Origin of the sequence: Planococcus chinensis (assembly GCF_020071995.1) — a bacterium.
In the GTDB taxonomy this organism is placed as follows: Bacteria; Bacillota; Bacilli; order Bacillales_A; family Planococcaceae; genus Planococcus; species Planococcus chinensis_A.
Genome location: NZ_JABWTK010000002.1, coordinates 288,970 through 302,950, shown reverse-complemented (window position 1 = coordinate 302,950; position 13,981 = coordinate 288,970). Strand labels below are relative to the sequence as shown.

The 13,981-nt window shown below is 45.9% G+C and carries 14 protein-coding genes; 12 read left to right on the top strand and 2 right to left on the bottom strand.

Annotated elements, in window-relative coordinates; translation table 11 throughout:
- Positions 1-147: 147 nt before the first annotated feature.
- The 11 genes from secA (at position 148) to HU147_RS04510 (ending at position 12,085) form a co-directional block, all read left to right on the top strand.
- Positions 148-2,670, top strand: a complete 2,523-nt coding sequence (secA, locus tag HU147_RS04560; RefSeq protein WP_224075111.1) for a preprotein translocase subunit SecA — start codon at positions 148-150, stop codon at positions 2,668-2,670.
- An 88-nt stretch (positions 2,671-2,758) separates the two neighbouring features.
- A protein-coding gene (gene prfB, locus HU147_RS04555) for a peptide chain release factor 2 (protein ID WP_224075300.1) occupies positions 2,759-3,860 on the top strand; the annotation gives its coding sequence in 2 pieces (ribosomal slippage) (positions 2,759-2,830 and positions 2,832-3,860; 1,101 coding nt in all).
- A gap of 199 nt (positions 3,861-4,059) precedes the next feature.
- Positions 4,060-4,932 (top strand): YitT family protein, encoded by an 873-nt coding sequence (locus HU147_RS04550; RefSeq protein ID WP_224075110.1) that lies wholly within the window; start codon positions 4,060-4,062, stop codon positions 4,930-4,932.
- A 49-nt stretch (positions 4,933-4,981) separates the two neighbouring features.
- Positions 4,982-5,326, top strand: a complete 345-nt coding sequence (gene cccB / locus HU147_RS04545) for a cytochrome c551 (protein WP_036804365.1) — start codon at positions 4,982-4,984, stop codon at positions 5,324-5,326.
- A 267-nt stretch (positions 5,327-5,593) separates the two neighbouring features.
- Positions 5,594-6,280, top strand: a complete 687-nt coding sequence (gene ftsE / locus HU147_RS04540) for a cell division ATP-binding protein FtsE (RefSeq protein WP_224075109.1) — start codon at positions 5,594-5,596, stop codon at positions 6,278-6,280.
- A complete protein-coding gene (gene ftsX, locus HU147_RS04535; RefSeq protein WP_224075108.1) occupies positions 6,270-7,154 on the top strand; it encodes a permease-like cell division protein FtsX in 885 nt (294 codons plus the stop codon). The genes ftsE and ftsX overlap by 11 nt, the downstream gene beginning before the upstream one ends.
- 109 nt (positions 7,155-7,263) lie before the next feature.
- Complete coding sequence (locus tag HU147_RS04530) at positions 7,264-8,667, top strand: murein hydrolase activator EnvC family protein (RefSeq protein ID WP_224075299.1); 1,404 nt, start codon at positions 7,264-7,266, stop codon at positions 8,665-8,667.
- Positions 8,668-8,874: 207 nt separating this feature from the next.
- The gene (locus tag HU147_RS04525) at positions 8,875-9,453 is read left to right on the top strand and encodes a redoxin domain-containing protein (RefSeq protein WP_224075107.1); all 579 of its coding nucleotides are present in this window, start codon (positions 8,875-8,877) and stop codon (positions 9,451-9,453) included.
- A 12-nt stretch (positions 9,454-9,465) separates the two neighbouring features.
- Complete coding sequence (locus HU147_RS04520; RefSeq protein ID WP_224075106.1) at positions 9,466-10,572, top strand: trans-sulfuration enzyme family protein; 1,107 nt, start codon at positions 9,466-9,468, stop codon at positions 10,570-10,572.
- A gap of 91 nt (positions 10,573-10,663) precedes the next feature.
- Positions 10,664-11,815: a PDZ domain-containing protein gene (locus tag HU147_RS04515; RefSeq protein WP_224075105.1), complete on the top strand. Its 1,152-nt coding sequence runs from the start codon at positions 10,664-10,666 to the stop codon at positions 11,813-11,815.
- 12 nt (positions 11,816-11,827) lie between these two features.
- Complete coding sequence (locus HU147_RS04510) at positions 11,828-12,085, top strand: CsbA family protein (protein ID WP_224075104.1); 258 nt, start codon at positions 11,828-11,830, stop codon at positions 12,083-12,085.
- Between the two features lie 13 nt (positions 12,086-12,098).
- Here the strand turns inward: HU147_RS04510 and HU147_RS04505 are convergent, their stop codons facing one another.
- Positions 12,099-12,410, bottom strand: coding sequence for an AzlD domain-containing protein (locus HU147_RS04505; RefSeq protein WP_224075103.1), 312 nt, complete (start codon positions 12,408-12,410; stop codon positions 12,099-12,101).
- Positions 12,411-13,103: an AzlC family ABC transporter permease gene (locus HU147_RS04500; protein WP_224075102.1), complete on the bottom strand. Its 693-nt coding sequence runs from the start codon at positions 13,101-13,103 to the stop codon at positions 12,411-12,413. It lies immediately after the preceding gene.
- A 249-nt stretch (positions 13,104-13,352) separates the two neighbouring features.
- On the opposite strand from HU147_RS04500, the gene HU147_RS04495 reads away from it, so the two are divergent.
- Entirely contained in the window at positions 13,353-13,964 is a 612-nt protein-coding gene (locus HU147_RS04495; protein WP_083335369.1) for a TVP38/TMEM64 family protein, read from the top strand.
- Positions 13,965-13,981 lie beyond the last annotated feature (17 nt).

Below are 13,981 nucleotides of genomic sequence, written 5' to 3'. Positions count from 1 at the left end.
ATGTTAAAATGAATAATGAGAATTTTTGCCATGGAGTGAAAAGCAGTTGTTGCATAATTCAAAGAGACTTAGAGCTAAAATAAATAGCAAAAGCGATTCAGGAGCTGTTGAAAAGGCTGCTGGACACTACGCAGGGAGCGGTTATACATGCTTGGAGTATTAAATAAGGTATTTGACCCGAATAAACGGGATTTGAAACGATTAGAAAAAACAGCTGACGGAGTGGAAGCGCTGGCTGCGGAATACGCTGCGCTTTCAGACGACGCGTTAAAAGCAAGAACACAACAATTTGTTGAGCGGCATGCAAACGGTGAATCATTGGATGATTTGCTGCCGGAAGCTTTTGCCACAATCCGGGAAGCTTCCAAACGCGTTCTTGGAATGTATCCTTTCCGCGTACAAATCATGGGGGCTGCCGCTTTGCACGAAGGCAATATCTCTGAGATGAAGACAGGGGAAGGGAAAACCTTAACGTCTACGATGGCCGTATACTTAAATGCCATCTCGAAAAAAGGCGTCCATGTCGTGACGGTCAACGAATACTTGGCAAGCCGTGACGCAACGGAAATGGGCCAATTGTTTGAATGGCTCGGTCTTACTGTCGGCTTGAACTTAAACAGCTTGACAAAAGAAGAGAAACGGGAAGCGTATGCTGCCGATATTACGTACAGCACGAACAATGAACTAGGATTCGATTATTTGCGCGACAATATGGTGCTGTACAAAGAAGAAATGGTTCAGCGTCCGCTGAATTTTGCCGTTATCGATGAAGTCGACTCGATTTTAATCGATGAAGCCCGAACACCGCTTATCATTTCAGGGCAAGCAGCGAAAGCAGCCCAGCTTTATGTGCAGGCTAATGCCTTTGCGCGCCTGTTGATGAAAGATGTGGATTACGCGTACGATGAAACAACTAAAGGCGTCGTGCTGACGGAAGACGGCATTGAAAAAGTCGAAAAAGCGTTCGGCATCGACAATCTGTTCGATATCAAACACGTTCGCCTAAATCATGCGATCAACCAATCGTTAAAAGCGCATGTAACGATGCACAAAGACGTGGATTACGTTGTCCAGGACGAAGAAGTTATCATCGTTGACCAGTTTACTGGCCGCTTGATGAAAGGCCGCCGCTATTCGGACGGGCTTCACCAGGCAATTGAAGCGAAAGAAGGCCTCGAGGTCCAAAACGAGTCGATGACAATGGCGACGATCACTTTCCAGAATTTCTTCCGGATGTACGAGAAGCTTTCCGGCATGACAGGTACAGCAAAAACGGAAGAAGAAGAGTTCCGGAATATTTACAATATGAATGTTATTGCCATTCCGACAAACAAGCCGATCATCCGTGATGACCGGGTAGACTTAATTTATGCTTCCATTGCCGGCAAGTACAAAGCGGTGGCCGATGACATCGCCGAGCGCCACAGCAAAGGGCAGCCGGTCTTAGTAGGTACGGTTGCAATTGAGACATCTGAAATCATTTCTGATTACTTGTCTAAAAAAGGCATCAAGCATTCCGTATTGAATGCAAAAAATCATGCCCATGAAGCTGAAATCATTTTGAATGCCGGCCAAAAAGGCGCAGTTACAATCGCGACAAACATGGCAGGGCGCGGAACTGACATCAAGCTTGGCGAAGGCGTCGTGGAAGCCGGCGGTTTGGCAGTATTGGGTACAGAACGCCATGAATCCCGCCGGATTGACAACCAGCTCCGCGGACGTTCAGGGCGCCAGGGAGACCCCGGCGTTACGCAATTCTACCTATCCCTTGAAGATGATTTAATGCGCCGTTTCGGATCAGATTCGATGCGTGCGATGATGGGGAAACTCGGCATGGACGATTCACAGCCATTGCAGTCTAAAATGGTGACGCGTTCGGTCGAATCCGCACAAAAACGCGTGGAAGGCAATAACTTTGATGCCCGGAAACGCCTATTGCAATACGATGACGTACTGCGCCAGCAGCGTGAAATCATTTATAAAGAGCGTATGGAAGTTCTGGAGACCGACAATATGCGTGCGTTAGTGGAAAATATGATTAACGGTTCAATCGAACGCATGGTTTATTCCCACACTTCTGAGGAAAAGCCCGAAGATTGGCATTTGAAAACACTTGTGGATGTCATCGGAGCGAACTTGCTTCCTGAAGATGCAATTTCTCTGGCAGATCTTGAAGGGAAAACGCAGGAAGAATTAATCGATTTCATCAAAGCAGAAGCGATTAAACGCTATGATGAAAAAGAACAGGAAATGACGCCGGACCGCATGCGCGAGTTTGAGAAAGTTGTTTTGCTGCGATCAATCGATACAAAATGGATTGACCATATCGATGCAATGGATCAGCTTCGCCAAGGGGTTCACTTGCGTGCATATGCACAAAATGATCCGCTTCGCGAATACCAGAATGAAGGATTTGCGATGTTTGAAGACATGGTTCAAGCTATCGAAGACGATGTTGCCAAATATGCAATGAAAGCGGAAATCCGCAACAATTTGGAACGCGAAGAAGTGGCGAAAGGCCAAGCTTTCAATCCGAAAGAGGACGGACCTGCTCCGAAGAAGAAAAAAGAGCCTGTCCGCAAAGAAATGACAGTTGGCCGCAACGACCCTTGCCCTTGCGGCAGCGGCAAAAAATTCAAGAACTGCCACGGCGTAACCGCAAAGGTTTAAAAGCTGGCAGCAGCTAAACAGATAGGAAGCACAAAGACCGAAGAGCATACTGCTCTTCGGTGTTATTTTGAGGAGGAAACATATAATGATGGATTTAGCAGACATCCGCAACGAGCTCGACAAATCAGCCAGCAAGCTGGCGGACTTTAGGGGGTCTCTTTGACTTAGAAAACAAAGAGGCACGGATTCAGGAATTAGACGAAATGATGCTTGACCCGACATTCTGGAACGACCAGGATTCGGCACAAACTGTTATCAGCGAATTGAACGGCCTAAAAGAAATCGTCAATACGTATCACCGTTTTATGGAGACGCAGGAAAACTTGGAAATGACCCTGGAATTGCTCCGTGAAGAAAATGACGAAGAATTGCACGAAGAAATCGATTCTGAGATGAAAACTTTTATGTCGGAGTTAAGCGACTATGAACTAACAATGCTCCTTAGCGAGCCGTATGATAAAAACAATGCGATTTTGGAACTGCATCCTGGAGCCGGTGGAACCGAATCACAGGACTGGTGTTCAATGCTGCTTCGCATGTATACACGCTGGGCTGAAAAGCGCGGATTCAAAGTGGAAACATTGGATTATCTTGCTGGAGACGAAGCTGGCGTTAAATCAGTGACACTGGGCATCAAAGGCCACAACGCATATGGATATTTGAAAGCGGAAAAAGGGGTTCATCGCCTTGTGCGTATTTCGCCGTTCGATTCTTCAGGACGCCGCCATACGTCATTCGTTTCTTGTGAAGTCATGCCGGAATTTACCGGAGAAATTGAAATCGATATCCGCACGGAAGATTTGAAAATTGATACGTACCGGGCAAGCGGCGCCGGCGGCCAGCACATCAATACGACAGACTCAGCTGTCCGTATTACCCACCTTCCGACCGGTGCTGTTGTTACGTGCCAGCAGGAACGGTCACAGATCAAAAACCGTGAAAAAGCGATGCAGATGCTAAAAGCGAAATTGTATGCATTAAAGATTGAAGAACAGGAAGCCCAGCTTCTTGAAATCCGTGGAGAGCAAAAAGAAATTGGCTGGGGAAGCCAAATCCGCTCGTACGTTTTCCACCCATATTCAATGGTCAAAGACCACCGCACCAATTATGAAACAGGAAACTTGCAGGCTGTTATGGACGGCGATATTGATGGATTTATCAATTCGCTGCTCCGTTCAAAAATGCAATAATAACTGCTTTTAAGCAACAACCCGAGCCAGGCAATAGTTGGTTTCACTTCACAGAAGTGCAAAAGCTGTGCCATTTGTCGAAATATCGGCAAGTGGCACAGCTTTTTGCTTTATTCAGATGAAGTTCACAACTCTTTGGCCGTCTGTTATACTCTGACAGGATTCAAGTGAACATACGAAGGAAAGAGGAAATTAGATTATGAACAAAAGAAAACAGCGTAATCGGCAGGAGCCGCATCCCTATCTGCATTTAGTGGCGGATTATATCAGCATTCTTATCGGTTCAGCCATTGTGGCAATTGCATTTAACGTATTTTTGCTTCCGAACGAAGTAGCATCGGGTGGCGTCAGTGGAATCAGTACGATTTTAAAAGGTTTGTTCGGATGGACGCCTGCTTTTGTGCAATGGGCTTTTAATATCCCTTTGTTTATCGCGGGCATTATTTTGCTGGGCAGGAATTTTGGAATCAAGACAGCAGTCGGCACCATCTTTTTGCCATTTGTCGTTTACCTGACAGCGAGCTGGGAACCGTGGACGCTAAACCCTCTGCTCGGAGCCATATTTGGCGGCATTGGAGTTGGAATCGGAATCGGCATCGTATTTAGAGGACAGGCATCGACTGGCGGTACGGATCTCGCTGCCCAAATCATTACGAAATATACCGGTTTTACTTTAGGAACGAGTGTGGCACTGATTGACGGCATGATCGTTCTTGCCGCCGCCAGTGTCTTTGATATTGAAAAAGGTTTGTATGCATTGATTGGCTTGTATTTGACGACCAAAACGATTGACCTGGTGCAAGTTGGCTTTGGCCGCTCAAAATTGGTTTACATCATCACCAATAAACAGGTCGAAATGCGTGATGCGATTTATGAGGAAATCGACCGCGGCGTCACAAAATTGACCGCGACCGGCGGATATACTGAAACCGAAAAGCCGATTATTATGGTGGTAGTCCATCAAACTGAGTTCACCCGTCTAAAGCAATTGGTCAAAACTGTAGATTCTTCGGCGTTTGTAATTGTTTCGGATGCAGCGGAAGTATTAGGGGAAGGTTTTAAAAGGGCGTAACTTTGGTATACTTTACTATGTATCAAAAATAGGTGAGGAGGGACCATACGTGAAAAAGCAATTAATGGCGTTATTGTTCGGTTCTGCATTAGTACTGGGTGCATGTGGAGGCGGCGGAGACGAAGCAGCAGAACCGCCTGCAGATTCACCTGATAGCAGCGGATCAGAAACTTCAATCGATCCTGAGCAGGTTGTTCAGCAAAACTGTATTTCCTGCCATGGTGAAAATCTGGAAGGTGCGGGCAACTTCCCAGCTTTGAATGATGTTGGTTCTCGTTTGTCTGAAGAGGAAATCAGAGGCGTTATTGACAACGGCCAGGGAGCTATGCCGCCCGATATAATTGAAGGCGAAGAGGCAGATGCTGTAGCAAAATGGTTATCAGAGAAAAAGTAAACCGGCTAATTTAGCCGGTTTTTTTATTGCTTTTTTGCTTTTTAAGCATCCATTTGCAATATGAATTAGTCTAAAATACCTTATTTTTAACAAATAGAAGAAACGGGAAAAACTTTATGCCTGTATAACATTATATTTCATCAACACCACTCAATTGATACATAAATGTAATAAAAAAATAGGTTTAGGATGTTATAATGAGCATGCCGGAATTTTTGAAGACGAATATCAGCTTAGGGAAACTCAATTAATATAGGTGGTTATTAAATGATTCAAATGAAGAATGTCTACAAAAAATATCCGAATGGCATCGTTGCTCTCAACGGAATGAACGTTGAAATCGAGCAAGGCGAATTCGTATATGTAGTAGGTCCGAGTGGAGCAGGGAAGTCGACTTTCATCAAAATGATGTATCGCGAAGAACGTCCAACCTCAGGCCAAATGCTAGTGGACGGCATTGATATTGCTACATTAAAAAACAAAAAAGTACCGTTGCTTCGCCGGCAAATCGGTGTTGTATTCCAAGATTTCAAATTGCTGCCGAGACTAAATGTCTATGAAAACGTAGCATTTGCTCTTGAAGTTATTGAAGAATCTCCTTCCCAAATCCGTGAGCGCGTTATGAAGGTGCTCGATATGGTGGGATTGAAACATAAAGCAAGAATGTTCCCGACGGAATTGTCGGGTGGGGAACAACAACGGGTATCAATTGCCCGCTCAATCGTCAACCGGCCGAAAGTGGTCATTGCCGATGAGCCTACGGGGAACTTGGATCCTGAAACGTCGCTGGATATTATGAATTTGTTTGAACAAATCAACGCAAGCGGAACAACCATTTTAATGGCAACCCATAACCGTGAGATTGTTAATACATTGAGACATCGGGTTATTGCCATTGAAGGCGGATTAATTGTACGTGATGTGGCCGGAGGTGACTACGGCTATGAAGCCTAGAACATTAGGGCGCCATTTTCGTGAAAGTTTAAAGAGTTTAGGGCGAAACGGCTGGATGACATTTGCATCCGTCAGTGCTGTAACTGTGACATTGCTGCTTGTTGGCGTGTTCGTGATGATCATGATGAACTTGAACAAAGTGGCCGAGGATTTAGAAAATGATGTAGAAATCAAAGTTTTTGTTTCTCTCGAAGCGGATGAAACAGGGACTAAGCATATAGAAAGAATTATTACAGATATGCCAGGGGTTGAATCAGTCGATTTTTCCACTAAAGAAGAAGAGTTAACAGACTTGGTCCTTGATTTTGGGGACGAGCTCAGCTTATTCGAACAAAGCAATCCCTTGTTCGATGTTTTTTATGTAAAAGCGAGTGACCCACAGCAAACAGAGAATGTTGCTGCGGAAATAGCGAAAATCGGAAATATTCAAAATGTGGAATATGGCGAAGGCAAGATTCAAAAACTATTCAAGTTTTTGAATACAGGCCGCAATGTAGGATTGGTCTTGATCCTCGCATTGCTATTTACAGCAATGTTCCTTATTTCAAACACGATCCGCATTACGATTGTTGCGAGACGGCGCGAAATCGAAATTATGAAACTAGTGGGAGCGACAAACTGGTTTGTCCGCATTCCATTCATATTAGAAGGCATGTGGCTCGGCTTATTGGGTTCCATCATTCCAATCGGTTTAGTTGCCGCATTGTATTACAATATTACTGAATTTACGCAGCCGAAACTAAGCGGCGAACTTGTCCAGATACTGGATTTCACTCCACTTGTTTACCAAGTGAGTGCATTGATCTTAGTAATGGGTGTCTTTATCGGTATTTGGGGCAGCTTTATGTCCATCCGGAAATTCTTGCGCGTTTAAGATCGCTGAGAACAGACAACAAGAATCCAAAACACAGAACTAGAGATAGATAAGAACGTAAATCCGAAAGGGGAACACGAACTTGACGTCGAAGCCAAAGTCGAAATGGATGTTGACTGGTTTATCTTCTGTACTAGCGTTGTCGGTTTTAGTACCGACAGCCAGTGCGGATAAGCTAAGTGAACTTGAACAAAAAAAGCAGGAAGCACAGCAACAACAAAGTGAATTGAATTCCGGCATTAGCCAGAAAAATAATGAAATGGCTGAAAATCAATCCACTTTAGAAAAAATCATGGCGCAAATCAACGAATTGAATGCAAAAATCGATGAAACAAAAGCGAAGATTGCAAGCGTTGAAGGCGATATTGAACAAACAAAAGGTGAAATAGAAGAATTGCGGGCTTCGATTGAAGAACTGCAGCGCAAAATTGATGAAAGAACCGCTTTGTTGCAGGAACGCGCACGTGCGATTCAATTGAGCGGCGGATCCGTGGATTACATAGATGTCTTGCTTGGCGCAAACAGCTTTGTTGATTTTATCGACCGTTTTTCAGCAGTTAACACATTGATCGATGCAGACCGTGAAATCATGCGCGAACAAGCCGCAGATAAAGAGCTTCTTGCAAAGCAAAAAGCCCAAGTTGAAACCAAATTGGCAGAGCAGGAAAACCGCCGCGCTGAGCTTGGTAAGCTGAAAGCTTCTCTTGATGGCCAAAAAGCACAACAGGCTGGCCTGGTTAAAGACTTGCAGGCTGAACAAAAACGTTTAGCATCTGAAAAGGCCAATATGGTCCAGCAGCGCGAAGAAGCAATTGACGTGACGGCTGAACTGGAACAGCAAATTATGGCTGAGCAAGAACGTTTGGCTGAGCTTGCCCGTAAAGCGGAAGAAGAACGCCAGCGCAAATTGGCAGCTGAAAGAGCCGCACAGGAAAAAGCAGCTGCAGAAGCAGCGGCACGCCAAGCGGCTGAAGAAAGAGCGGCAGCAGAAGCTGCAGCAGCAAGAGCGAAGACTTCAGCATCGTCAAGCTCTTCAGCAGCTTCCGCACCGGCTCCTAAACAGGCATCTACTTACTCAGCTCCTGCTGTTAAGCAGGCAGTGAGCTCAAACTTTATCCGTCCGACTTCCGGCCGGTATACATCGAAATTCGGCTGGCGTGATATTGGCGCCGGACAGGAATTCCACCAAGGCGTGGATATCGCCAATAGCGTAGGAACAAACGTTATGGCAGCTGCAGGCGGATATGTATCTTATGCCGGTTCAATGGGCGGGTATGGGAATGTTGTCATTCTTACCCATTCCATCAACGGACAGACACATGCAACGGTTTACGCTCACTTGAGCTCAATCGGTGTTGGAGTCGGGCAATCGGTAACCCAAGGGCAAAGCGTTGGTAAAATGGGGAACACAGGCCGTTCGTTCGGATCTCACTTGCATTTTGAAATTCATGTAGGCCCATGGAATGGCGGACGTACAAATGCAGTTAACCCTGCAAACTATATTTCTCTATAAAACAAGTTTTAATCAGCTGAGGATTCATCTTCTGCTGCCCGCTAAAGCGGGGTCATCTTTTCAGCCGGCATCGCTTATGATGCCGGCTGTTTTTTGTTCGGATGCACAAGAACCACTTTCACATAAAAGCCATGATTAAATCTCTGCAGCAGTGGCATAATGATTGGGTTTTATCGTATGATGAAGGATGAATGAGGTGAATGGGCTATGCCGAAAAAGTGGATTGGCTTGCTGGTAATTGCTGCAATGATCAGCATTGTCGTAGTTGGCATTGTAAAAAATAACATTGAAAATACAACTGAATTTGATAATATTGCTTTAGGCAGCGATGTCGATTTTCTGGCCACGAAGGAAGGATTGGCCAAAGGGGAAGTAGCTCCTGATTTTGAACTGACTACTTTGGACGGCAAAGCGGTTAAACTGTCCGATTACCAGGGGAAGAAAGTGATTTTGAATTTCTGGGCAACTTGGTGCCCTCCTTGCCGTGCAGAAATGCCGCATATGCAAGACTACTTTGAAGAACAGGCAGACCAGGAGAATGTTGAAATCCTGGCTGTCAATTTGACGACTGAAGACCGGGGGCTGGATAAAGTCGAAACATTTGTAAACGAGTATGGGCTGACATTTCCGATTCCCATGGATAAAGAAGGCGAGATTGGATCCATCTATCAGACAGTGACGATTCCGACCAGTTATATCCTTGATACGGATGGCCGGGTGCAAAACAAAATTGTTGGTCCAATGAACGAAACAATGATCGAAGAACTGATTGCAAATATCGATTAAGGGGCTGGAACAATGGATATGATGGAAACGAAAACAGTGCACACTGCGAAAGCAGGAGAACGGACGATTCATCCAAAAGTTATGCCGCTGTATCAAACCTCAGCTTTTTCGTTCTCTTCACTCGAAGAGCTTGAAGGGTATTATGAAGGCAATGGGACGTATCTTTATTCACGTACGGCCAATCCGAATACCGATGCCCTTGGGGAAACGGTGGCGAATTTGGAAGGAGCTCCAAAAGGCGTCGCAGCTTCATCCGGCATGTCTGCAATCCTCGCCGGCATTTTGGCGGTCGTGCAAGCGGGCGATCATGTCCTCGCTGCCCAGGATGTATATGGCGGAACTTTTCATTTGCTGAAGGAAGAAGTGGTCCGCTTAGGCATTGGCGTCCATTTTGTAGACTTCTCCAACATCAGTGAAATTGAGAAGAACTTGATTGATTTTCCAGAGGTAAAGCTATTGTTCAGCGAATCCATCACCAATCCGTTTTTGCGTGTAGAAGATATTGAAGTTCTGGTCCAGCTTAAAAAGCGTTACGGCGTTAAAGTGATGATCGACAATACGTTTGCAACACCTTATGCCGTTCGTCCTTTCGAATTGGGAGCTGACCTTGTCGCCCATAGCGCCACGAAGTATTTGGGCGGGCATAGTGATGTGACGGCCGGCGTTCTTGCAGGAGACAAGGAGCTGATTGCCCTTGCTGCAAATCGCATCGTCAACATGGGCATGAACCTCAGCCCATTTGAAGCTTGGCTGACACTGCGCGGCATAAAAACCCTAGCGCTCCGCATGAAAGCCCAAACGGCCAATGCCCAGGCGATTGCAGAATTCCTAAAAGACAAAGCACGAGTCTGGTACCCTGGAAAAGGGGCCATTGTGACATTTGCTCTTCCCGAATCTGTGGATGTCTCCAAGTTTTTCTCATCGCTCGGCTGGATTCAGATTGTCCCGACTTTGGCGGGAGTTGAAACAACCGTCTCCTATCCTTACGGAACTTCCCATCGCGCATTATCAGAAGAAGAAAAAGAAAAAATCGGCGTGACTCGCCAAGTAGTCCGGCTGTCGGCTGGCATAGAAGGAACAGAAGATATTTTGGCGCAGCTGGGTGCAGCTTTCAATTAACTCAAAAAGAAGTGCCGGAGCCTTCAGTTGTTTGGTACAATGAATTGAAGCCTTAGTTGCAAGTGATAGGATGGTGTAAAGAAAAGTGATAATGGATCTACTGCTAGACATAGGAAGAATTTTTGTTAACCCGCTTTTATACATAGCGCTGATTGCGGCTATTATGTTAGGATATTTCCGCGTAAAACGGGAGCGGAAAATATTTCGTACCCGAATCGTTTGGGGCTGGACCGAATTTTCCGGATTTCTGAAAGACGGCTTGAAGTATGCCGTCATTTTTTCAGTCGTTTTCGCAGGTGCCGGATTGGTGGTGCCGCTGGAATGGCTGGCTGCTTTAAGCATTATCAGCATTCTAATGGTCGTTTCGGGAGTTTATTCTGCTGGTTCGTTTATCTATTTAGCGGCGGCTGCGATAGGTCTTAGCTGGCTATTTGATGCAAATGGCTGGTCGCTGAATCTTGGATTCACCGATTTTAATGGCTATGCAATCGCCTTGGAATGGTTATTGCCTGTGGCACTTTTAGCGGGAGCTTTGGTAATTGCAGAAGGGCTGCTGATCAGCAAAAACGGTGCTGCTTCAGCTTCACCGCAACTCGAGAAATCTTCCCGGGGATTGAAAGCGGCGGTTTATGGTTCCAAGCGCCTTTGGTTGATTCCTCTGCTGCTTGTCGTACCGGGTTCACTGATTGAAGAAGCAGCGCCTTATTGGCCGCAGCTTCCAATTGGAGAAAGTGCATTTTCGTTCATTCTTTTCCCATTTGTGTTCGGTTTCCAAAACCGTACCCGGAAAACCTTGCCTGTCTATTTGTTCCCTAAAATCGGCAAAATGACATGGCAATTGGGCATCGGCATCATGCTTCTGGGCTTGCTGGGCTTGCTGTGGGCTCCAATGGTAATCATCGCATTGGTGCTTGGTGTAATCGGCCGCATTGCCATTACCGTCTATTTTGAACAGAAAGAGCGGAGGGGCAACCATGCTGTTACTCCGCAAGCGGAAGGCGTCATGATTGTCGATGTTCTTCCTGATTCACCGGCACATAAAATGGGCTTGCAGCGCGGGGAAGTCATCCGGAAAGTGAATGGCCTGGCTGTTTCAAACGAAACGGAATTGTATCAAGCGATTCAAGTGAATGCTGCACATTGCCGTCTGGAAGTTGTTGACCATAATAATGAATTAAGGCTCCGCCAGCACGTCATATTCCGGCACGATCATCACCGCTTAGGTCTGATTGTTGTCAACTGAGGAGTTTAAGTGATGGAATCGATGTTCACGAAGTTTTTATTGTCGCTGCTGCTGCCGGGATTGTTTGTCGTGTTGTTCACGAGAGTGACATTTAACCACGTCGTGGGATTGGTTTTGACCGTCGCGCTGATTGCAGCGGCAGTTTATGCAGGATATACGAATACATGGCTTTTATACGTTGTGAACGCCGCCTCCCTGACTGTTGGGTTCTGGTATGCTTCAAATATGTATAAACGCTCAAAAAAAGCCGAAACTCATGAAAATGAGTGACGGCTTTTTTATTTTACATAAAGAACAGACTGTAGCATGCCAAGGCGGCGATAGAACCCAATACGACGATCATTACGTTGGCGCCGGCAAAAGCAAGTCCGAACGCAGCAGCAGCGCCGACCACTCCGAACCAGACATTTCCTTCCTGTATAAAGAAAATGGCAGGGAAGATGAGTGCGCCCAGAACCGCGTAAGGGATGTTGCGAAGAACATTCTGGACAGAAGCCGGAAGCTCCCGCCCTTCTAAAAAAGTCAGCGGAATGGCACGCGGAATATAAGTGACGACAGCCATTCCAAGAATCATCCACCAGAACCAAGCTCCCATTTAAGACTTCCTTTCTTTCGGTGAAATCAGTTCAACTACTATAGCAGAAGTTAGAGTGGCCACCAAGATGGCCCAGCCCGTCGAAAGCCATTCTGTAAAATAAAAAAAGGCATGGGTAAGGCCGGCGATTGCAGCGAGACTTACCACTTTCCGGTTTCTGCGCATGGACGGAACAAGCAAGCCGACGAACATGGCATACAATGCAATGGACATGGAAGCCTGCAGAAACTGAGGCAGGTTTGCGCCGATCAAGTGCCCGACTGCAGTAAAAACCACCCAGCTGCTATAAGAGATGAGAATAACGCCGGCCGCAAAACTCGTTTTCAGCCGACTGCCTTGTTGGATAGCCAGCACAGAAAAAGATTCATCTGTGATGCCGAACGCGTATAGGGCTTTTTTCCACCTGGCATCGGGCTGCATCTTTTCATTCAATGCCGCCGTCATTAAGAAGTGGCGAATATTCACGACAAAGGTGTTCAAGACGATCAGAATCGGCGCAACCCCTGCGGCAATCAGCGACAATGAGATGTACTGTGCAGCGCCGGCAAAAACAAAAATACTCATGGCCGTTGCTTCAATCAAGGAAAGGCCGGTCGTCTTGGCAAGCAAACCAAATGTTAAAGCTATCGGGAAATAACCGATGGCGATACTGCTGCCGGACTTTACTCCAGCAGAAAAACCCCGACTGTCCATCTGTTTCGCTCCTTCTTCATATGTATTACTCATTTTCCAAATGTGGAGAAAGAGTGTAAAGTAATTAATATAGCATATCACAATATTAACTGATTTTTGAAGACAGATTTTCTGTAACATTTAATTACCCAAAAACAAAAAGTGCGCAATCTCCCCGTTGCTGAAATATACTCAGCGGGTACCGTGCAATGAGGAAATAAGAAAAATCTATGTATTCAAAGGATGAAGTGCATGTCTGATTTTTTCACAATGGAAAACATAATTGAATTGACTCAATCCTACCGGGCATTCGGTCCGTTGATCGGTTTTCTCTTGCCTTTTATTGAAGCCTTTCTGCCGTTTCTGCCTTTGTTTGTTTTTGTGTTCGCCAATGCAACGGCATATGGCTTATGGATCGGCTTTCTTTTATCCTGGGGCGGTTCAGTGCTCGGGGCTTATGCGGTTTTCCTGGTGGTCCGGAAATACGGCCGCGCCCGATTCATGAATTTTATGACGAAACACCAGAAAGTAGAAAAGCTGATCTTGTGGGTGGAGCGAAACGGCTTTGGGCCGCTGTTCCTGCTTCTTTGTTTTCCGTTCACGCCATCAGCACTGGTCAATGTGGTAGCGGGCTTATCAAATATCAGCAGGCATTATTATTTGCTGACGGTCATGGCTGGAAAATTGGTTATGGTGTTTATGATTTCTTACGTAGGATACGATATCCGGGCTTTATTCACCCAGCCTGTCCGCACAGCGATTGTGGTGGTGGTCATCATTTTGCTCTACGTCATCGGAAAAATTCTGGAAAAAAGGCTCAACAAGCGAGTGGAAGCTGACTTCCGCCGGGCAAGCGAAGAATACAGGAAAGAGAAGCTGTAACGGGGCACCGGAATTGG